The organism is Mycobacterium sp. shizuoka-1, assembly GCF_002723835.1.
In the GTDB taxonomy this organism is placed as follows: domain Bacteria; phylum Actinomycetota; class Actinomycetes; order Mycobacteriales; family Mycobacteriaceae; genus Mycobacterium.
The window spans coordinates 103,593-124,428 of sequence record NZ_BEWG01000025.1; the positions used below are offsets into that span (position 1 = coordinate 103,593).

Genomic DNA, 20,836 nt, shown 5'->3' on the forward strand with positions numbered 1-20,836 from the left:
TCGAACTAGGAGCGGCCCGGTAGTGCGTGCTCGACGATCGGCCGGCGCGGCAGCGGATCGCGTTCGTGACGCTTGGCGGCCAGATACACGCCGGCGGTCTCGGTGGCCACGGTGTGCCAGTCGAAGTCGGAAGTCAGCCGGGCCCGTGCGGCGTTCGCGCGCTGTTGGGCCGCAACCGGATCGTCGAGGACGCGACGGACGGCGTCGGCGAGTGCGCTGACGTCGCGGGGTGGGAACGACACCCCGGTCTCGCCGTCGATCACGGCCTCCCCGAGGCCGCCGACGTTGGACGTGACCAGTGGTGCGCCCGCCGCGGCCGCCTCGAGCGCGGCGATGCCGAACGGCTCGTAGTGGCTGGGCAGTAGCGCGGCATCGGCGCGATGCAGCAGGCGCAGCAACTGATCGTGGTCTACCCGGCCCGCGAAGCGAACGCATCTGAGTACCTTGTGCTTTCGGGCGACCTCGACGAGCCAGTCCTGTTGGGTGCCGTCGCCGGCGATGGTCAGAGTGGTTCCGGGGTGGGTACGCCGGATACGAGGCAGGGCGGCGATCGCCTCATGCACGCCCTTCTCGTATTCCAGCCGGCCGATGAACAGCAGCTCCGGCGGGCCGGTGTGGGCGCGGCGGGGGGCGAACGGCCAACGGCTGGAATCGATTCCGTTGCGGATCACGACGATCTCGGCGAGGTCGGGGCCGAACAGATCGGAGATCTCGTCGGCCATCGACGCCGAGCAGGCGATCAACGAATCGGACTCTCGGACGAACCACGACTCCACGGCGTGGACCTGGCGGCTGATCGGCCCGGACACCCAACCGGAATGTCTGCCCGCCTCGGTGGCATGCACCGTGGAAACCATGGGCACGTCGAAGAATTCGGCCAAAGCGATGGCGGGGTGGGCCACCAGCCAGTCGTGGGCGTGCACCACGTCGGGCTGCCAGCCCTTGGCCTGCAGCGTCAACCCGGCGCGGGTCATCGCGTGGCCCATCGCCAGCGTCCAGGCCATCAGGTCGCGGCCGAAGTCGAACTCGTGCGGGTCCTGGGCGGCGGCGATCACCCGCACGCCTTCGTGGACCTCGTCGGTGGTCGGGTGGGTGCTGGGGTCGGTGCCCGACGGCCGCCGGGACAGCACCACCACGTCGTGCCCGTCGGCGGCGAGCGCGGTCGCCAGCTGATAGACGTGCCGGCCCAGTCCGCCGATGATCACCGGCGGGTATTCCCACGAGACCATCAGGATCTTCACGGCAGCCTCCTGGCGTCGAGCCCGCCGAACAACCCATCGGCGCGGTTCCAGCCGGCGGCCAGCCGTTCGGCGGCGTCGCGGCGTCCCGATGCCAGTGCGTCGGAGATCTCCCGGGCGGCGTGGGCGTGCAGGTGGGCGCGGTAGCGGGCGTAGTCGGCCGCCGAATCCTTGCTGACCATGAACGGCCAGTCGCTGGACACGGTCAGCAGCGTCTCGCGCAGGATCTGGTCGGCGACGAAATCCCGGCTGGGCGAGCTGCCGTTGTGCGCCAGTGCCTTGTCCACGCACGCCAACGCGGTGTCGACCACCTCGGTGTTGAGCGCGACCAGGTCGGCGACCTGCTCGCCGGACCACACCTGCCAGTCCTTGCCGGATCCCCATGAGCTGGGCGGTAATTCGACCGGGGCGCCGACGAACCCGGCGGCCAGCGCGTCGCTCAGGGTGCCCACCCGCACGCCCGCCTCGGGCAGTGCGCGCAGCAACCGCTCCAGCCAGACCGGCCCCTCGTACCACCAGTGGCCGAACAATTCGGTGTCGAAGGCGGCCACCACGTGGGCCGGACGGCCGATGCGCTCGGTCTCGGACCGTAGCCGGTCGCGCACCAGCGCGACGAAGTCGGCGACGTGGGTGTCGATCGCCGCATCGGCGCGCTGCGGGTCATACGGGGCCTTGGCGTCGGAGTCCACGTTGCGACCGGTGACCCGGGCGGGCTTGAGGCCGGTCAGGTGGTCGTAGGTGTGGAAGTCCCGATAGGCGGCGTGGCCGGGATATCCCGACTTCGGTGACCACACCCGGTAGCTGATCTGAAGGTCGCGGCCGAAGGCCACCACGTCTGTCGACCCGACCGGGCGGCCCAGGGCGGTGTCGCCGTGCAGTGACGGTCCGTCGACCATGAAGTGCCCGACGCCGGCGGCGGCGTAGTCGTCTTCCATCCCGGGGGCGTAGGCGCATTCGGGGGCCCAGATGCCCTTCGGCGTGTGGGCGAAGCGCTGACCGGCGTCGGCCAACCCTTCACGCAGCGCGAACTCGCGCAGCCGGGGATTGAGCAGCGGCTGGAACGGGTGGGCCAGCGGCCCGCCCAACAGTTCCACCGTGCCCGCGTCGATCAGTTCGCGCAGCAGCGGGCTGGCGCCGTGGCGCCACAGCGTGCCGAACTCCTCGAGCGCGCGGCCGGCTTCGTCATACTCGCGAATGCCGAACCGGCGCAATGCTTCCGGGGTGGTCGCCGGGCCGGCGGCGGAGCCGGTGGGGGTGCGCAGGGTGGCGGCTTCCAGTGCCCGCAGCTGCCAGTTGGCCAGCCAGCGGTGCATGCCGTCGAGGCAGTACGGGTCGTCGAGCTGGGCGGTCACCACCGGGGTCATGCCCAGGGTGATCACCCCGCGCCGCCCCTCGGCGGCGAGCGTGCGCAGCACCCGCATCAACGGCAGGTAGGCCGCCGACCACGATTGATAGAGCCATTCCTCGCCGACCGGCCAGCGGCCGTGGTGGGCCAGCCACGGCAGGTGCGTGTGCAGGACCAGGGTGAACTGGCCCGGCACCGGCTCGGCTGGCGACGGTGTCCTCATGGGCGCACCGCGATCGCCACCAGATCCAGGCTGTCGTCGATGTCGCGGGCGGCCGATTCCAGGACGTCGAAGTCGTCGCAGCGCACCGCGGCCACGTCGGCCAGCAGCTCGTCGGACCACGGGGCATCGGCCAGTGCGCGTTCGATCTGAGCCTCGATGATCGAACCGCCGTGGCGTTCGTCCATCGCGGCCAGGCCCGGCCCATGAAAAACCCCGTAGACACCGTCAATCGCGAAACCGCCGTCGGTGAGCAGTTCGGCCAGCTCGCCGGCGTTGAGCTCACGGGTGTGGAACGGGTTGACGGGGGTGTCGAGGCCGGGGGAGAAGGTGATCCGGTTGGGCGTCGACATCAGCAGCAAGCCGCCGGGTCGCAACACGCGCGCGCATTCGGCCACGAATTGTGGTTGATCCCACAAATGCTCGATGACCTGGAAGTTCACCACAACGTCAACCGAAGCGTCGGGCAGCGGTAGGGACGCCAGATTGCCCGCGACCACCTGGACGCGCGGGTAGCGGGTCCGGACGTGGGCCACCGTGGCCGCGTCGTAGTCCACCGCCACCACGCGGCGGGCCACCGAGGCGATCAGGTCGGCCCCGTAGCCCTCGCCGCATCCCGCTTCGAGGACGTCACGACCTGCGCAAAGATCCAGCAGGCGGCGATAGACCACCTCGTGCCGGCGGAACCAGTAGTTCTCTTCCGCCAGCCCGGGGATGGTTCGCTCGCCGGTCAGCGGTAAACCGCTGTCACCTGCGTCAGTCACGGATGCGCTCATTGCAAGGCAGGCTAACCCGAAGTTGGCGGTTCGCGAACTGCTCGGTACCGATGGGCTGCTAGAACACAAACTTCGACCAGCTATGGTGTTCGTGCGAACCACTCTAAGTTACTTATCAGTAACATGATGTGAGTTGCGGAATGACCAAAAGTCTTGCGACCTCTCCTGGCCGCAGGACGCTGCCAGGAGGACGTAGAAGACTCATGACGAACATCGTGGTCCTGATCAAACAGGTCCCAGACACGTGGTCCGAGCGCAAGCTGTCCGACGGTGACTTCACGCTCGATCGCGACGCTGCCGACGCCGTGCTGGACGAGATCAACGAGCGCGCCGTCGAAGAAGCGCTGCTGATCAAGGAGCGCGAAGGCGACGCAGGCGGCACGGTGACCGTGCTGACCGCCGGCCCGGAGCGCGCCACCGAGGCGATCCGCAAGGCGCTGTCCATGGGTGCCGACAAGGCCGTGCACCTGCTCGACGAGGGCCTGCACGGTTCCGACATGGTGCAGACCGGCTGGGCGCTGGCCCGCGCGCTGGGCGCCATCGAAGGCACCGAGCTGGTCATCGCCGGTAACGAGGCCACCGACGGCACCGGCGGTGCGGTCCCGGCGATCATCGCCGAGTACCTCGGCCTGCCCCAGCTGACGCACCTGCGCAAGGTGTCCGTCGAGGGCGGCAAGATCACCGGCGAGCGCGAGACCGACGAGGGCGTGTTCACCGTGGAGGCCACGCTGCCCGCGGTCATCAGCGTCAACGAGAAGATCAACGAGCCGCGCTTCCCGTCCTTCAAGGGCATCATGGCCGCCAAGAAGAAGGAAGTGACCACTCTGACGCTGGCCGAGATCGGCGTCGAGGGCGATGAGGTCGGCCTGGCCAACGCCGGTTCGACGGTGCTGGCGTCTACGCCGAAGCCGCCGAAGACCGCAGGCGAGAAGATCACCGACGAGGGCGAAGGCGGCAAGAAGATCGCCGAGTACCTGGTTGCTCAGAAAATCATCTAGCAGACCTTTCCCGTAGACCCCACAGAACAAGAGGCGAACAACCGCTATGGCTGAAGTACTTGTGCTCGTCGAGCACTCCGAAGGCGCGGTGAAGAAAGTCACCGCCGAGCTCATCACCGCCGCCCGCACCCTGGGCGAGCCCGCCGCCGTCGTGATCGGTGCCCCCGGCACCGCCGCGCCGCTGGTCGACGACCTCAAGGCCGCCGGTGCGGCCAAGATCTACGTCGCTGAGTCGGCCGACGCCGAGGGCTACCTGATCACCCCCTTCGTCGACGTCCTGGCGTCGCTGGTGGAGTCGGCCGCTCCGGCGGCCGTGCTGTTGGCCGCCAACGCCGACGGCAAGGAGATCGCCGGCCGGCTGGCCGCCCGCACGGGTGCCGGCCTGCTGTCCGACGTCGTCGAGGTCAAGGAAGGCGGCAAGGGCGTCCACTCGATCTTCGGTGGCGCGTTCACCGTCGAGGCCCAGGCCAACGGGGACACCCCGGTGATCACCGTGCGCCCCGGCGCCGTCGAGGCCGCCCCGTCCGCCGGTGCCGGCGAGCAGGTCAGCGTCGAGGTGCCCGCGCAGGCCGAGAACGCCACCAAGATCACCTCGCGCCAGCCCGCCGTGGCCGGCGACCGCCCCGAGCTGACCGAGGCCACCGTGGTGGTCTCCGGCGGCCGTGGTGTCGGCAGCGCCGAGAAGTTCTCGGTGGTCGAGGAGCTGGCCGACTCGCTCGGTGGCGCCGTCGGCGCCTCGCGCGCGGCCGTCGACTCCGGCTACTACCCGGGCCAGTTCCAGGTCGGTCAGACCGGCAAGACGGTCTCGCCGCAGCTGTACATCGCGCTGGGCATCTCCGGGGCGATCCAGCACCGCGCCGGCATGCAGACCTCCAAGACGATCATCGCGGTGAACAAGGACGAGGAAGCACCGATCTTCGAGATCGCCGATTACGGCATCGTCGGCGATCTGTTCAACGTCACACCGCAGCTGACCGAGGCGGTCAAGGCCCGCAAGGGTTAACCACACAGCTCCAGGCGACGGCCCCCGCACGTCATTCCGACGTGTCGGGGGCCGTTGCTTTTATTGGTCATCGAGCGTGCACTAACACGTCACGCGGGCGTTGACATCCCGCTGACCGCCTCGGCGACCGTTCAGGTATGAGCACTGCCTCTGTACTCATAGCCAACGACCAGACCGAAACCGCCGCGCTGCGCGGCCCCCGTTACTCGCTGCTGCTGTCCACCGACCCCACCCTGATCGACGCGGCCCAGCGGCTGCGCTATCGGGTGTTCACCACCGAACCCGGATTCGCCCTGCCCGCCGACGGCGACGGCCGTGATGCGGACCGATTCGACGAGTTCTGCGACCATCTGCTGGTACGCGAGGACACCTCCGGCGAGCTCGTCGGGTGCTACCGGATGCTTCCGCCCCCCGGCGCGATCGCCGCAGGCGGTCTCTACACCGCAACAGAATTCGACGTCCGAGCGCTGGACTCGCTGCGCCCGTCGCTGGTGGAGATGGGTCGCGCCGTGGTGCGGGCCGACCACCGCAACGGCGCGGTGGTGTTGCTGATGTGGGCCGGCATCCTGGCCTATCTGGACCGGTGCGGATACGACTACGTCACCGGGTGTGTCTCGGTGCCCACCCATGGCCAGGGCGCGCCGGGCAGCCAGATCCGCGGGGTCCGGGACTTCGTGCTGCGCCGCCACGCCGCCGCGCCCGAGCACACCGTCCACCCGTACCGGCCGGTCGTCCTCGACGGTGTCGGTCTCGACGACATCGCCCCGCCGAGCCGGCCGACCATCCCGCCGCTGATGCGGGGCTACCTGCGCCTGGGCGCACGAGTCTGCGGCGAGCCGGCGCACGATCCCGAGTTCGGCGTCGGTGATTTCCCGGCCCTGCTGGACAAGCGGCAGGCCGACACCCGCTACCTCACCCGGCTGCGGTCGGTCTCGGCGGCGGGCGAGATGGCCGATGAGATGGGACAGCCGGCATGACCGCCGCCGAGCACGCCTGGCTGCCCCGGGCCCTGTGCGACGAGAGCTGTGTGCGCGCCGGGGGTGCCCCGCCGTCGCGCCGGGTGATCGCGGCCGTGCGCGCCGCGGTGCGTATCACCTGTGCGCTGCTGCTGTTGCTCATGGTGCCGGTGCTGGCGGTCCCGCTGCCCGGCCGCGGACGCCTCCAGCGGGGGTACTGCCGGACGTTCCTGCGTTGCCTCGGCGTCCGAATCACCGTGTCGGGCGGCCCGATTCGTAACCTGCGGGGCGTGCTGGTGGTCAGCGGTCACGTTTCCTGGATCGACATCTTCGTCATCGGTTCGGTAATGCCCGGCGCCTTCGTGGCGCGGGCCGACCTGATCGACTGGCCGGCCGTCGGGCTGGCCGCGCGGATCATGAAGGTCATCCCCATCGACCGCGCCAGCCTGCGCCGGCTGCCCCAGGTGGTGGCGCAGGTCGCCGAGCGGCTGCGCAACGGGCAGACCGTCGTGGCGTTCCCCGAGGGCACCACCTGGTGCGGACTGGCCTACGGGCAATTCCGCCCGGCGATGTTCCAGGCTGCCGTCGACACCGGCCGCCCGGTCCAGCCGCTGCGGCTGACCTATCACCATCGCGACGGACGGCCGTCGACGGTGGCGGCGTTCGTCGGCGACGACTCCCTGTGGCAGTCGCTGAGCCGTACGGTGCGCGCACGGCTGACCGTCGTCGACGTCGAGGTCACCTCCCTGGAACTGCCCGGGGCGGACCGTCGTGAACTGGCGGCCCGCTGCGAGGTGGCGGTCCGCGGCCAGATCGCACCGCGCTTCGAGCACAGCCACGCCCTGGCGGGCTGACATTCGCCGTGGCAAGCTGCGGCTGAGCGGGCCGGTATCCTGGACGGGCTATGAGCCCGACCACCGGTCCGGTGTATCTCGACCACGCTGCCACCACCCCGATGCATCCCGCTGCCATCGAGGCGATGACGGCCGCGCTGGCCACCGTCGGTAACGCCTCCTCGCTGCACACCGCGGGCCGCGACGCCCGCCGCCGGATGGAGGAGGCCCGCGAGAGCCTCGCGGCGCGCCTGGGCGCCCGCCCGTCCGAAGTGATCTTCACCGCAGGCGGCACCGAGAGCGACAACCTCGCGGTCAAAGGCATCTACTGGGCCCGTCGCGACGCCGAGCCCGCTCGCCGGCGCATCGTGACCACCGCGGTCGAACATCACGCAGTCCTGGACGCGGTGACCTGGCTGGCCGAGCACGAGGGCGCCGAGGTGACCTTCCTGCCCACCGAGCCGGACGGTTCGGTGACCGCCGCGGCGCTGCGCGAGATCCTGCACGAGCACCCCGACGTGGCCCTGGTCTCGGTGATGTGGGCCAACAACGAAGTCGGCACCATCATGCCGGTCGCGGAGCTGGCCGCCGTGGCCGCAGAGTACGGCGTGCCGATGCACAGCGACGCCGTTCAGGCGGTCGGCCACATCCCGGTCGACTTCACCGCGTCCACCCTGTCGGCCGTGAGCCTGGCGGCGCACAAGTTCGGCGGGCCCACCGGTGTCGGCGCACTGCTGCTGCGCCGGGCCACTGCCTGCGTACCGCTGTTGCACGGGGGCGGGCAGGAGCGCGACGTCCGTTCCGGCACACCGGACGTCGCCGGTGCGGTCGCGATGGCGGCGGCGGCCGACGTGGCAGTCGAATCCCTGGACGCCACCACAGCCCGGCTGCGGGATCTGCGCGAACGACTCATCTCCGGCGTGCTGACCTCCATCGCCGACACCGCCCTCAACGGGGCTCTCGGTGATCGTCGGCTGCCCGGCAACACCCACTTCACCTTTCGCGGCTGTGAGGGTGACTCCCTGCTGATGTTGTTGGACGCCAACGGAATCGAATGCTCGACGGGCTCGGCGTGCACCGCCGGGGTAGCCCAGCCGTCGCATGTCCTGCTGGCCATGGGCGCTGATGCCGACGCGGCACGGGGCTCACTGCGACTGTCGTTGGGGCACACCAGCACTGAGGCCGATGTCGACGCGGCGTTGCGGGTGCTGCCCGCCGCCGTCGAGCGGGCCCGACAGGCCGCGCTGGCCAGTTCCGCTCTGGGAGTGCTGCGATGAGAGTGCTGGCCGCGATGAGCGGTGGTGTCGACTCGTCGGTGGCCGCCGCCCGGATGGTCGATGCCGGCCACGAGGTCGTCGGCGTGCACCTGGCGTTGTCCCGGGACCCCGGCACCCTGCGTACCGGTTCTCGCGGCTGCTGCTCCAAGGAGGACGCCGGCGACGCCCGGCGCGTCGCGGACATCCTCGGAATCCCGTTCTACGTCTGGGATTTCGCCGACAAGTTTGCCGAAGACGTGATCGATGACTTCGTCGCCTCCTACGAGCGCGGCGAGACCCCCAACCCGTGTGTGCGGTGCAACGAGAAGATCAAGTTCTCCGCACTGGCCGCCAAGGCGATCGCGCTGGGCTTCGACGCGGTCGCCACCGGCCACTACGCGCGGCTGTCCGAGGGACGGCTGCGCCGCGCGGTCGACCGGGACAAGGACCAGTCCTACGTGCTCGGGGTGCTGACCGCCCAGCAGCTGCGCCACGCCGCATTCCCGATCGGCGACACTCCCAAGCCGGCGATCCGCGAGGAGGCCGCCCGGCGCGGACTGGCGGTGGCCGACAAGCCCGACAGCCACGACATCTGCTTCATCCCCTCCGGCGATACCCAGGCCTTCCTCGGCGCCCGGATCGGGGTGCGTCGCGGGACGGTCGTCGACGACGCCAGCGGCGCGGTACTAGCCGAACACGACGGGGTGCACGGGTTCACCATCGGCCAGCGCAAGGGTCTGGGCATCGCCGGTCCCGGCCCGGACGGTCTGCCGCGCTACGTCACCGCCATCGACGCCGACTCGCGGACCGTGCGGGTGGGCCGGGTCGCCGATCTCGAGGTGGGTGCGCTGACCGGCGTCCGCCCGGTGTTCACTGCCGGGGTGGCCCCCGAGGGGCCGGTGGAGTGCGAGGTTCAGGTGCGTGCGCACGGCGAGGTGGTGGCCGGTGTCGCCGAACTCATCGGCGACGAGCTCACCGTGGCGCTGCGCACCCCGCTGCGTGGGGTCGCACCCGGGCAGACGCTGGTGCTCTACCGCCCCGACCCAGCCGGCGACGAGGTCATCGCCAGCGCGACCATCAGCCGCCGGGAATCCTGCTGAGGATGTTGGTCATCACGATCTCGGGCACCGACTCGGGATACGTGCAGAACGTCACTTCCACCAACACCGAGCTCTTCACCTGGTAGTCGCGCCCGCACCGGCCGGGGCGCAGGTGCAGCGCATCGCGCTCCGTGGTGACCTCACCGACCAGATAGGCCCCCATCGGACCGGTGGCGCAGCGATTCGCCGTCGTCGACAGCGTGTTGAACGCCTCCCGGGCGGTGCCGTTGTCGCGGTAGGCGGCCGCCCCCTCGGAGATCAGCGCCCGCCGGGCCGGGTGCTGGAAGCTGGTCTTGTGGAAGTCGGCGACCTCGGTGCCGAACGTATCGGTCTCGGCGAACAGGAAACGGCAGTCCCGGGGCACCGATTCCGCGAGCGGGTCGATGTCCACCGGTGACGTGCCGTCCATGCTCGGGATGATCGTCAGATCCTGGCCGCCGCCGGTGATCGCCTGCATCTGGGCCTGGCTCAACAGCACCTGGTCGACGTCGACGACACCCGGCGGCTGGTATGGCGGCTCGCTCAGGGCGCGCAGCGCCGCCCCGTCGACCGACTGGCTGCAACCGCTCAACAGGGCGGCCGCGGCGCACCAGGCCAGCCCCGCGCGCACCGTCATGAGCATCACGTTATGCCCCCGGCTGCGCGGTGTGGCCGGGCTGTCCAATACGGTTGGCCGGTGAGTGTTTTCGCGGCAGCCACCGGCATCGGTTCGTGGCCGGGCTCGGCGCCGCGCGAGGCCGCCGAAATCGTGGTCGGGGAACTGCACCGGCTGCCTCACCTGGTCGAGTTGCCGGCCCGCGGTGTGGGTGCGGACCTGATCGGGCGGGCCGGGGCACTGCTGGTCGACATCGCGATCGACACCGTGCCTCGCGGCTATCGGATCGCCGCCCGGCCGGGCTCGGTCATCCGCCGGGCCAAGAGCCTGCTCGACGAAGACGTCGACGCCATCGAAGAGGCCTGGGAGAAGGCCGGCGGGCCCGGTTCCGGGCGGCCGGTGAAGGTCCAGGCCCCGGGTCCGATCACGCTGGCCGCGCAGCTGGAACTGGGCAATGGTCATCGGGCGCTCACCGACGCCGGGGCGGTGCGCGATATCACGGCCTCACTGGCCGAAGGGGTGGCGCGGCACCGGGCCGAGTTGGCGCGCCGGCTGGCGACGACGGTGGTGGTGCAGTACGACGAACCGGTCCTGGCCGCGGCACTGGCCGGCCGGCTGACCGGGGTGAGCGCGCTGAACCCGGTGCATCCGGTCGACGAGGCGGTCGCGATCGGGTTGCTCGACGAGTGCGTCGCCGGGGCGGGCGCCGAGGTTCTGCTGCACAGTTGCGCGCCAGGACTGCCATGGAATGTACTGCAGCGCAGCGCAATCCATGCTGTCTCGGTGGATGCGAGCACGCTCGCCGATGCCGACTTCGACGGCCTCGGTGAGTTCCTGGACTGCGGCCGCGCCGTGGTGTTCGGTCTGGTGCCCACGAGCGCGCCGGCGGCCCGGCCCTCGGCGGAGGAGGTGGCCGCAGCCGCCGTGGCGATCACCGATCGAATCGGCTTCTCCCGCAGTTCGGTTCGTGACCGGGTCGGGATCAGCCCGGCCTGTGGGCTGGCCGGCGCCACCGCGGCGTGGGCACGGGTCGCGGTCGGGTTGTGCCAGCGGGCCGCCGCTGCGGTCGGCGAGGATCCCGAAGCGATCTGACGATGGCCCTTTCCCAGAAGCTCGCGACGGCATGGTTTCCGCTGCTTCTGGTGGGCACCGGCGTCGGGTATGTGCTGGGCTGCCTCGATGTCGTCAACGTCGAGATCGACGACGTCTTCATCACCTTGCGCTACGGCCGCAATCTGCTCGCAGGCGACGGCGCGGTGTTCAACCCCGGTGAGGCGGTCGAAGGATATTCCAATCCGACCTGGCTCGTGCTGGTCACCGCGGTGGCGGCGGTGACCGGACTGACCGGCCATGTCGCCATGCTCTACCTGGCCAAGGTCATGAGCATGGTGTTCGGCATGGCCACCCTGGTCGTCGTGTACCAGCTGGCGACGGTGCACGGCAACCGGCGTCCGGCGATCGCGCTGTTGCTCGCCGTCATCGCCGTGAGCCCATTTCTGAACGTCTACAACAGTTCCGGCATGGAAACCGCACTGGTGACCTTCCTGCTGACACTGACCGTGCTGCTGTATTCGCGGTGGCGCGGCGATCAGCGCCTGGAGCACGCGATCGGTTTCGCCGTCACGCTCGGCGTGCTGAGCATTTCCCGGCCGGAAGCTGTGATCTACCCGATCGCGATCTATGCCGGCATCATCGTGCTCGGTATGCGCGGCGCCGGCGACCGGCTGCGCTACACCTGCCTGACCGCGGTGATCGTTTCCGCAATCATCGCCGCGTTCATCGCTTTTCGGCTGTTCTACTACGGCGACCTGTTTCCCAACCCGCTCTACGCCAAGAACAACCCGGGCCTGACCACACTGCGGGCCGGTGTCCGGTATGTCGCCTTGTTCGCCGCCATGGCCGTGGCCCCGTACGCACTGCTGGCGCTGGCCAAGCGTGCGCCGCTCCTCGTGCGGGCCCAGCTGCCCATCTACCTGGTCATCGTGGCGCAGGCGGCCTTCGCCACGTACGCCGGCGGCGATTGGATGCCCGCGTTCCGGTTGATGCTGCCCGTGGTGCCGATCCTGCTGTTCGTGGTGATCGATCGGGTCGACGTCGGTGCGATCGCCCACCGTCGGGTGTTCACGACGGTGCTGCTGCTGGTATTCGTCGTGGGCTGTTCGTGGCTGGTGCAGCGCGAGGACATCAAGCGCTACAAACCGTTCGTGTCGGGCTGGCATCTCGACTTCCGGCCGTACAACCGGGATTACGCCGACATCGCCCGGAATCTGGGCCGACTGGCCGCCCCGCAGCAGACCGTTCTGGTCGGTGAGGCGGGTGTGATCCCGTACCTCAACGATCAGCTCAGATTCACCGACCTCTACGGCCTGACCGACACGCACCTGGCCAAAGACGTGCGGGGCCGGCATTTCGCGCGCATCGACAACGACTACTGGCTGTCACGCCACTACGACTACGTGGTGGCGGTTTCGGCACGGGGTAAACACCCGCCCGAGGCCGGCGGGGTGTACGACACCGGATTCGTCGCGATGGACGCGCTGTTGAACGATCCGCGCTTCGCGACCCAGTATGTGCCCGTTTACCACGAAGCGCGGGGGGTCATCTTCGCCCGGGTTGGCGCCGAGGACCGACCGGCCGGCTGACCGTTGCGCCGGCGCGCCCACCGCGCGGGTGTGCGATGCATTCAGCGGCGGCGCCGCGGAATTGACTTCTCTGCAAATTCTGGTTTGTGAGCCGGTCGGGATGCGCACAATGGTGTGGCGTGCGAATCAGTGGTCATGGACGGGGGACATGGCGTGGGTATCAGCCGACGTAGGTTTCTGGCCGCTGCGACCGCAGTGGGTGGTGGGCTGGCGCTGGCCGGTTGCTCGGACTCACGCCCGTCGGCGGTCGAGGATCTCCACCGCCGACTGAAGGGACACGTGCTGGTGCCCGGCGACCCGCGTTTCGCCGCGGAGAACCTGCCCGGAAACGACCGGTTCGAGGGCGTCACGCCGACGGCGATCGCGTTGTGTGCGACACCGGAAGACGTCCAGACGTGCGTGCGGTGGTGCGTCGATGAGGGCGTCCAACCCGTCATGCGGGGCGGGGGACACAACTACATCGGCGCGTCGACGACAAGCGGCCTGCTGATCAAGACGGGCGCGCTAAACCAGGTGTCGCTGGACGCCAAGGCCGGGACAGTGACCCTCGGGGCCGGCGCGCTGAACGCACATCTGCTGTCGGCGCTGCGCGGCGGCGCCCTGATGTTGCCCATCGGCACGTGCCCGTCGGTCGGGGTCGGCGGTCTGGTTCTCGGTGGCGGGATCGGCGACAACAGCCGCTGGGCCGGGATGACCTGCGACCATCTGGAATCGACGCGGGTGGTAGTGGCCAGCGGTGTCAGCGTGCAGGCCAGCCAGACCGACAACGCCGATTTGTTCTGGGCGCTGCGTGGCGCGGCGGGCGGCAACTTCGGGGCGAACACGTCCTTCACGTTTCGGCTGGTGGAGATTCCCAGCCCGACGATCACCGTCTTCAGTGTGCAGTTCAACGGCAAGGACGCGATGGTGTCCGGCTGGTCGGCGTTCGATCGTCTGATGCTGACCGCACCCGATCGGCTGTCCGGCTTTGCCGCTGTCACCAATGTGCGGCCCGCCGGTGCGGACATCACCCCCGCGCAGGGCCGCGCGGCGGTCTTCCCGACGCTGACCATCGAGGGGTGTTATCAGGGCACGCCGGAGGACGCGCGGGACCTGCTTGCCCCGGTCACCGCTCTTGGGCCGGCGGACATGACCGTTGAGGAGATGGATTATTGGGACGCCCAGATCAACTGGCTGGCCGTCGGCGAGATGCCCAAGCACGGCCTCGAAGAATGCTCTCGGTTCACCAACGCGCCGATCCCGGTGGACCGGATGGCCGACCTCGTCGATCGGGTACTGGCCGCTCCTGGGGGGACTGACGACGCCAACGCCGAAGTGCGTCTCATGTGCTGGAGCGGCGGGCAGGTGAATCGCGTGGCGGCGGACGCGATGGCCTACGTACATCGGGCCGACAACCATCTGCTGCGACCGGCCGTGTGGTGGCGCGACCAACCCGCGTCCATGCAGCGGGACCTTCTCGACTGGACGGCCGACACCTTCGACTTCATCAGCGGCTTCACCCAGCAGGGCAGCTTTCAGAATTGGCCCTATTCGGACCAAAAGGATTGGCAGCAAGCCTATTACGGCGCCAACTTGGAACGGCTGCGCCAGGTCAAGCGGAACTACGACCCCACCAATCTGTTTCGCTACGCACAGAGCATCCCGGTGTGATCTGCCGTCGACGGCTCAGCCGTCGAGCAGACGGACCAACCGCGCCGGGGCCTGCAGCCGAAACGACGCGTCGACGAGTTCGGTGACCTCGCCCCAGTCGACGTCGGCGGCGTCGAAGTCCAGACCCAGCCAGCCGAACGGGCCCAGATACGCGGGGAAGAAGAACCGCGGGTCCTGCTCCAGCGCGCGGCGCTCGCTGTCGTCGACCTTGACCAGCAGGGCGTGGTCGTACCGCGTCATCGGACCGCTGGGGTTCTTGCGGCTGCCGCCGTAGACGGCGAACATCTTCGGCGCTGAGAATGTCGGTCGTCCGTGGGAGATCTTCTCGGTGGCCTCGGGAAATGCCAGGGCGATCGCGCGGACCCGGGCCAGGACCGGGTCGGCGTCGTCGAACATCACCGGATGGGGCATGGCTCAACAGTGCCACGGTCCAGAGTCGTCAGCACCCTGGATTAACCTGCAACAGTGGCTCCAGAGACGTCCGATCCCGAGGTTGACCCCATCGATCCGGATGTGCGCCGGCGCTGGCAGACCCTCGCCGACGAGGTGCGCGAACACCAGTTCCGCTACTACATCAAAGACGCGCCGATCGTCTCCGACGCGGACTTCGACAAGCTGTTCAACGAACTGCTCGCGCTGGAGGAGCGCTACCCCGAGCTTCGGGTGGCGGACTCGCCGACCCAGCTGGTCGGCGGTGCGGGTTTCGCGACCGATTTCACCGAGGCCGCCCACCTGGAGCGCATGCTGTCGCTGGAGGACGTGTTCAACACCGAGGAATTGGCGGCCTGGTCCAACCGGGTGGAAACCGAGATCGGCCGCGACCCGCAGTACCTGTGCGAGCTCAAGGTCGACGGGGTGGCGCTGGCGCTGGTGTACCGCAACGGCCGCCTGGATCGGGCGGCCACCCGTGGTGACGGGCGAGTCGGCGAGGACGTCACCAACAACGCGCGCACCATCAACGACATCCCCGAAATCCTCATCGAGTCAACGGAATATCCGATACCCGAGGTTCTCGAGGTGCGCGGTGAGGTGTTCTTCATGGTGGCCGATTTCGAGAACCTCAACGCCAGCCTGGTCGCCGACGGCAAGGATCCGTTCGCCAACCCGCGCAACAGCGCGGCCGGCTCACTTCGGCAGAAGAATCCGGCCGTCACCGCCAAGCGCAAACTGCGGATGATCTGCCACGGGCTGGGCTACACCGAAGGCTTCAGCCCGGCCACGCTGCACGACACCTACTTCGCCTTGAAAGCGTGGGGCCTGCCGGTCTCCGAGCACACCACCCGGGTCGCCGGGCTGGCCGCCGTCGAGGAGCGCATCACCTACTGGGGGGAGCGGCGCCACGAGATCGAGCACGAAATCGACGGCATCGTGGTGAAAGTCGACGACTTCGCCCAGCAGCGCCGCCTCGGTGCCACGTCGCGCACGCCGCGGTGGGCGGTGGCCTACAAATATCCGCCGGAAGAGGCGCAGACCACGCTGCTCGACATCCAGGTCAACGTCGGCCGCACCGGAAGGGTCACCCCGTTCGCGGTCATGACGCCGGTGAAGATCGCCGGATCCACCGTCGCGATGGCCACCTTGCACAACGGCTCGGAGGTCAAGCGCAAGGGTGTGCTGATCGGTGACACGGTGATGATCCGCAAGGCGGGCGACGTCATCCCCGAGGTGCTGGGCCCCGTGGTCGATCTGCGGGACGGCACCGAGCGCGAGTTCGTCATGCCGACCCACTGCCCGGAGTGCGGCACCCCGCTGGCCCCGGCCAAGGAGGGCGACGTCGACATCCGCTGCCCGAACGCCCGGTCCTGCCCGGCTCAGCTGCGCGAGCGGGTCTTTCACCTGGCCGGCCGCGGTGGGCTGGACATCGAGGGCCTGGGCTACGAGGCGGCGACAGCTCTGTTGAACGCCAAGGTGATCGGGGACGAGGGGGATCTGTTCGGTCTCACCAGCGTGGACCTGCTGACCGCCGATTTCTTCACGACCAAGGACGGTGCGCTGTCGGCCAACGGCGCGCGGCTGCTGATCAACCTGCAGCAAGCCAAGGAGCGCCCGCTGTGGCGGGTGCTGGTGGCGCTGTCCATCCGGCACGTGGGGCCGACGGCGGCGCGCGCGCTGGCGGTCGCGTTCGGCAGCCTGGACGCGATCATGGCAGCCACCGAGGAACAGCTGGCCGACGTGGAGGGTGTCGGACCGACCATCGCCGCCGCACTGATCGAGTGGTTCAGCGTCGACTGGCACCGCGCGATCATCGACAAGTGGCGGGCCGCGGGTGTCCGGCTCGAAGACGTCCGCGATACCTCGATAACGCCGACGCTGCAAGGGCTTTCGATCGTGGTCACCGGTTCGCTGCCGGGCTTCTCCCGAGACGAGGCCAAGGAGGCCATCATCAGCCGGGGCGGCAAGGCGGTCGGTTCGGTGTCGAAGAAGACGTCGTTCGTGGTCGCCGGCGACTCGCCCGGGTCGAAGTACGACAAGGCCGTCGAACTTGGCATCCCGATCCTGGACGAGGACGGCTTTCGCACCCTGCTGGCGCAGGGGCCGCCGCCACCGGCCGATGTGGCCGAGCCCGCCGAGTGAGTCAGCGCAGGATGGTCGCCACGATGCCGGCGAGGTAGCCCAGCCGGGCGACTTCCGAGGGCCGGAACAGCGGCCCGCCCGGGCGGCCGAGCATCACCGCGGTGTTCGGGTCGCCGAGCGGCGCCGCGGCCAGCGTGGTGTCCATGTCGCGCCACACCTGCGGTACCCACTCGGCGGTGCCGTCGAGCGCCTCGGCGTGGGCCAGCGGCAGCCAGGGTGCCGCGGTCGCCTGCGTCTCGGGTGCGCCGGGGCTGCCGACGATGCGTTCCAGACCCGCTTCGGAGATGCGGGCCACCGTGCACCAGCCCACCCGCAGGACCCGCGGCGCCTCGTCGGCAAGCACCTGCAGTTTGCCGGCCCGGTCGCCGGCCGCAGCGATGTGGTCGATGAGCTCCAGTTCGCGGTGGGCCTCGAGCAGCCCGGTGTGCGGCCGGATGGTGTCCACCCGCACCCCGTCGAGCCGCTCGGCGGCCGTGATCAGCATGTCGGGCATCGCGCCGGGCGGCAGTTCGACCACCAGGTCGTCGATCGCGTATCCGGACCCTCGCTCGACGACGTCGAGCGAGAGGATGTCGGCGCCGACGGTGCCCAGGGCGACGGCGAGCGAGCCGAGGCTACCGGGCCGGTCGACCAGCTGGACCCGCAGCAGATACGAAGGCACGCGCACACCCTTTCATAGCCACCTGGAGTCAGCATTCCGGCCGGTTCGCCCGCCGGCCGCCCACACTGTGGTCGTTCGGGGTCTACCTCGCGGTTCGTGGGCAACACCTGCCGTCCGGGCCGGCGACCGAAGCCAACTAGGCTTGAGCACCGTGTCCCAAATCTCCCGCGACGAGGTCGCCCGGCTGGCCAAACTGGCCCGGCTGGCGCTGACCGACACCGAACTCGAAAGCTTCGCCGGCCAGCTCGACGCCATCTTGGGCCACGTCAGCCAGATCCAGGCCGTCGACACCAGCGACGTGAAGCCCACCGGCAACCCGTTGAAAGACGTCAACGTCACCCGGCCTGACGTGGTCGAACCGTGTCTGACCCAGCAGGAAGCGCTGGCCGAGGCCCCGGCCGCGGCCGAGGGCCGGTTCGCGGTGCCCCAGATCCTCGGGGAGGCGCAGTGAGCGGCGACGAGTTGATCCGGCTGGACGCCGCGACGCTGGGCGCCAAGATCGCGGCCAAGGAGGTTTCCTCGGTCGAGGTGACGCAGGCCTGCCTGGACCAGATCGCCGCCACCGATGACCGGTACCACGCGTTTTTACACGTCGCGGCCGAGGAGGCGCTGGCCGGCGCGGCGCGCACCGACGCCGCCGTCGCGGCCGGAGAGACGCTGCCGTCGCCGCTGGCGGGCGTCCCATTGGCGCTCAAGGACGTGTTCACCACCACGGACATGCCCACCACGTGCGGATCGAAGATCCTCGAAGGCTGGGTGTCGCCGTACGACGCGACGGTGACGGCCCGGTTGCGGGCCGCCGGCATCCCGATTCTCGGCAAGACCAACATGGACGAGTTCGCGATGGGCAGCTCCACCGAGAACTCCGCGTACGGACCCACCCGCAACCCGTGGGACACCGACCGGGTGCCGGGCGGCTCCGGCGGCGGCAGCGCGGCCGCGCTGGCCGCATTCCAGGCGCCGCTGGCGCTGGGCTCGGACACCGGCGGCTCGATTCGCCAGCCTGCGGCGTTGACCGCCACCGTCGGGGTCAAGCCGACCTACGGCACGGTGTCGCGGTACGGCCTGGTGGCCTGTGCGTCGTCGCTGGACCAGGGCGGCCCGTGCGCCCGGACGGTTCTGGACACGGCGTTGCTGCATGCCGTCATCGCCGGGCACGACCCGCGCGACTCCACCTCGATCGAGGCGCAGATTCCCGATGTGGTGGCCGCGGCCAGGGCCGGCGCCGATGGCGACCTCACCGGGGTGCGCATCGGCGTGGTCAAACAGCTGCGCAGCGGCGCGGGGTATCAGCCCGGGGTGCTGGCGTCGTTCAACGCCGCCGTCGAGCAGCTCGCGGCACTGGGGGCGCAGATCACCGAGGTGGACTGCCCACATCTGGACTATTCGCTGTCCTCCTACTACCTGATCCTGCCCTCGGAGGTGTCCAGCAACCTGGCCCGGTTCGACGCCATGCGGTACGGGCTGCGGGTCGGCGACGACGGCAGCCACAGCGCCGAGGAAGTCATGGCGTTGACCCGGGCCGCCGGTTTCGGCCCGGAAGTCAAGCGCCGCATCATCATTGGCACCTACGCGTTGTCGGCGGGCTATTACGACGCCTACTACAACCAGGCCCAGAAGGTCCGCACGCTGATCGCCGGCGACCTGGACGCCGCCTACGAAAGCGTCGACGTCCTGGTCTCCCCGGCCACCCCGACCACCGCGTTCCGGCTGGGGGAGAAGGTCGACGACCCGCTGGCGATGTACCTCTTCGACCTGTGCACGCTGCCGTTGAACCTGGCCGGGCACTGCGGGATGTCGGTGCCGTCGGGGCTGTCCGCCGACGACAACCTGCCGGTCGGTCTGCAGATCATGGCCCCGGCGCTGGCCGACGACCGGCTGTACCGCGTGGGTGCTGCCTATGAGGCTGCTCGGAGTCCGCTGCCAACCGCGATCTGACGGGGCAGGATAGGACCCATGCGAATCGGAGTGCTCACCGGAGGCGGCGACTGCCCCGGCCTCAACGCCGTGATCCGGGCGGTCGTCCGGACCTGCGATGCCCGCTACGGCTCGTCGGTGGTCGGGTTCCTCGACGGCTGGCGCGGCCTGCTGGAGGACCGCAGGATCCAGCTGCACAACGACGATCGCAACAACCGGCTGTTGGCCAAGGGCGGCACCATGCTGGGCACCGCCCGCACCAACCCCGAGAAGCTGCGCGCCGGGCTCGACGACATCAAGCAGACGCTGGAGGACAACGGGATCGACGTGCTGATCCCGATCGGCGGCGAAGGCACGCTGACCGCGGCGCACTGGCTGTCCGAAGAAGGGGTGCCCGTGGTCGGGGTGCCCAAGACGATCGACAACGACATCGATTGCACCGACGTCACATTCGGTCACGACACCGCGCTGCAGATCGCCACCGAGGCCATCGACCGGCTGCACAGCACCGCCGAATCCCATCAGCGGGTGATGGTGGTCGAGGTGATGGGCCGCCACGCCGGCTGGATCGCGCTGAACGCGGGGCTGTCCTCCGGCGCGCACATGACGCTGATTCCTGAGCAGCCCTTCGACGTCGAAGAGGTCTGCCGGCTGGTCAAGAAGCGCTTCCAGCGCGGCGAGTCGAGCTTCATCATCGTGGTGGCCGAGGGCGCCAAGCCTGCCGAAGGGTCGATGCAGCTGCGCCAGGGCGGCACCGACGAGTTCGGCCACGAACGGTTCACCGGGGTGGCCCAGCAGTTGGCCATCGAGGTGGAGAAGCGGATCAAGAAGGAAGTCCGGGTCACCGTGCTCGGCCACGTGCAGCGCGGCGGCACCCCGACCGCCTACGACCGGGTGCTGGCCACCCGGTTCGGCGTCAACGCCGCCGATGCCGCGCACGCCGGTGAATACGGGATCATGGTCTCCCTGCGCGGACAGGACATCGGCCGGGTGCCACTGGCCGATGCCGTGCGTCAGCTCAAGCTGGTGCCACAGAGCCGCTACGACGACGCGGCCGCCTTCTTCGGCTGAT

At 69.5% G+C, this 20,836-nt stretch carries 19 protein-coding genes; 13 read left to right on the top strand and 6 right to left on the bottom strand.

Annotated features, from left to right (window positions below):
- Positions 1-5 precede the first annotated feature (5 nt).
- Genes MSZK_RS09255 through MSZK_RS09265 form a run of 3 tightly spaced genes read right to left on the bottom strand, consistent with a single transcriptional unit; the run spans position 6 to position 3,648 of the window.
- Complete coding sequence (locus tag MSZK_RS09255) at positions 6-1,241, bottom strand: glycosyltransferase family 4 protein (protein WP_099247106.1); 1,236 nt, start codon at positions 1,239-1,241, stop codon at positions 6-8.
- Positions 1,238-2,806, bottom strand: coding sequence for a glycoside hydrolase family 57 protein (locus MSZK_RS09260; protein WP_099247109.1), 1,569 nt, complete (start codon positions 2,804-2,806; stop codon positions 1,238-1,240). Before MSZK_RS09260 ends, MSZK_RS09255 begins: the two co-directional genes overlap by 4 nt.
- Positions 2,803-3,648, bottom strand: a complete 846-nt coding sequence (locus MSZK_RS09265) for a class I SAM-dependent methyltransferase (RefSeq protein WP_371411306.1) — start codon at positions 3,646-3,648, stop codon at positions 2,803-2,805. Before MSZK_RS09265 ends, MSZK_RS09260 begins: the two co-directional genes overlap by 4 nt.
- Positions 3,649-3,782: 134 nt before the next feature.
- Here MSZK_RS09265 and MSZK_RS09270 point away from each other — a divergent pair, with 134 nt between their 5' ends.
- The 6 genes from MSZK_RS09270 (at position 3,783) to mnmA (ending at position 9,725) form a co-directional block, all read left to right on the top strand.
- On the top strand, positions 3,783-4,577 hold the full coding sequence (locus MSZK_RS09270; protein WP_099247113.1) for an electron transfer flavoprotein subunit beta/FixA family protein: 795 nt from the start codon (positions 3,783-3,785) through the stop codon (positions 4,575-4,577).
- A 46-nt stretch (positions 4,578-4,623) separates the two neighbouring features.
- Complete coding sequence (locus tag MSZK_RS09275) at positions 4,624-5,580, top strand: electron transfer flavoprotein subunit alpha/FixB family protein (protein ID WP_099247115.1); 957 nt, start codon at positions 4,624-4,626, stop codon at positions 5,578-5,580.
- A gap of 137 nt (positions 5,581-5,717) precedes the next feature.
- The gene (locus MSZK_RS09280; RefSeq protein WP_099247117.1) at positions 5,718-6,557 is read left to right on the top strand and encodes a GNAT family N-acetyltransferase; all 840 of its coding nucleotides are present in this window, start codon (positions 5,718-5,720) and stop codon (positions 6,555-6,557) included.
- Entirely contained in the window at positions 6,554-7,390 is an 837-nt protein-coding gene (locus MSZK_RS09285) for a 1-acyl-sn-glycerol-3-phosphate acyltransferase (RefSeq protein ID WP_099247119.1), read from the top strand. The genes MSZK_RS09280 and MSZK_RS09285 overlap by 4 nt, the downstream gene beginning before the upstream one ends.
- A 50-nt stretch (positions 7,391-7,440) precedes the next feature.
- Positions 7,441-8,646, top strand: coding sequence for a cysteine desulfurase family protein (locus MSZK_RS09290; RefSeq protein WP_099247121.1), 1,206 nt, complete (start codon positions 7,441-7,443; stop codon positions 8,644-8,646).
- Entirely contained in the window at positions 8,643-9,725 is a 1,083-nt protein-coding gene (mnmA, locus tag MSZK_RS09295; RefSeq protein WP_099247123.1) for a tRNA 2-thiouridine(34) synthase MnmA, read from the top strand. The genes MSZK_RS09290 and mnmA overlap by 4 nt, the downstream gene beginning before the upstream one ends.
- Here mnmA and MSZK_RS09300 read toward each other — a convergent pair.
- Positions 9,703-10,341: a sensor domain-containing protein gene (locus MSZK_RS09300; RefSeq protein ID WP_099247210.1), complete on the bottom strand. Its 639-nt coding sequence runs from the start codon at positions 10,339-10,341 to the stop codon at positions 9,703-9,705. The two genes, mnmA and MSZK_RS09300, sit on opposite strands and share 23 nt — an antisense overlap.
- A 60-nt stretch (positions 10,342-10,401) precedes the next feature.
- On the opposite strand from MSZK_RS09300, the gene MSZK_RS09305 reads away from it, so the two are divergent.
- The 3 genes from MSZK_RS09305 (at position 10,402) to MSZK_RS09315 (ending at position 14,612) form a co-directional block, all read left to right on the top strand.
- Positions 10,402-11,412: a methionine synthase gene (locus MSZK_RS09305; protein ID WP_099247125.1), complete on the top strand. Its 1,011-nt coding sequence runs from the start codon at positions 10,402-10,404 to the stop codon at positions 11,410-11,412.
- A 2-nt stretch (positions 11,413-11,414) separates the two neighbouring features.
- Positions 11,415-12,962, top strand: a complete 1,548-nt coding sequence (locus MSZK_RS09310; RefSeq protein ID WP_099247127.1) for a hypothetical protein — start codon at positions 11,415-11,417, stop codon at positions 12,960-12,962.
- Between the two features lie 135 nt (positions 12,963-13,097).
- A complete protein-coding gene (locus MSZK_RS09315) occupies positions 13,098-14,612 on the top strand; it encodes an FAD-binding oxidoreductase (protein WP_099247129.1) in 1,515 nt (504 codons plus the stop codon).
- A gap of 15 nt (positions 14,613-14,627) precedes the next feature.
- Here the strand turns inward: MSZK_RS09315 and MSZK_RS09320 are convergent, their stop codons facing one another.
- Positions 14,628-15,023: an MmcQ/YjbR family DNA-binding protein gene (locus MSZK_RS09320; protein ID WP_099247131.1), complete on the bottom strand. Its 396-nt coding sequence runs from the start codon at positions 15,021-15,023 to the stop codon at positions 14,628-14,630.
- Positions 15,024-15,113: 90 nt separating this feature from the next.
- Between MSZK_RS09320 and ligA the strand changes: the two genes are divergently transcribed.
- A complete protein-coding gene (gene ligA, locus MSZK_RS09325) occupies positions 15,114-17,186 on the top strand; it encodes an NAD-dependent DNA ligase LigA (protein WP_099247212.1) in 2,073 nt (690 codons plus the stop codon).
- Position 17,187: 1 nt separating this feature from the next.
- Here ligA and MSZK_RS09330 read toward each other — a convergent pair whose 3' ends face one another.
- On the bottom strand, positions 17,188-17,847 hold the full coding sequence (locus tag MSZK_RS09330; RefSeq protein ID WP_099247215.1) for an amino acid-binding protein: 660 nt from the start codon (positions 17,845-17,847) through the stop codon (positions 17,188-17,190).
- A 151-nt stretch (positions 17,848-17,998) separates the two neighbouring features.
- Between MSZK_RS09330 and gatC the strand changes: the two genes are divergently transcribed.
- Genes gatC through MSZK_RS09345 form a run of 3 tightly spaced genes read left to right on the top strand, consistent with a single transcriptional unit; the run spans position 17,999 to position 20,835 of the window.
- On the top strand, positions 17,999-18,298 hold the full coding sequence (gene gatC, locus MSZK_RS09335; protein WP_099247217.1) for an Asp-tRNA(Asn)/Glu-tRNA(Gln) amidotransferase subunit GatC: 300 nt from the start codon (positions 17,999-18,001) through the stop codon (positions 18,296-18,298).
- Entirely contained in the window at positions 18,295-19,785 is a 1,491-nt protein-coding gene (gene gatA, locus MSZK_RS09340) for an Asp-tRNA(Asn)/Glu-tRNA(Gln) amidotransferase subunit GatA (RefSeq protein WP_099247133.1), read from the top strand. Before gatC ends, gatA begins: the two co-directional genes overlap by 4 nt.
- Positions 19,786-19,803: 18 nt before the next feature.
- A complete protein-coding gene (locus MSZK_RS09345) occupies positions 19,804-20,835 on the top strand; it encodes an ATP-dependent 6-phosphofructokinase (protein WP_099247135.1) in 1,032 nt (343 codons plus the stop codon).
- Position 20,836 lies beyond the last annotated feature (1 nt).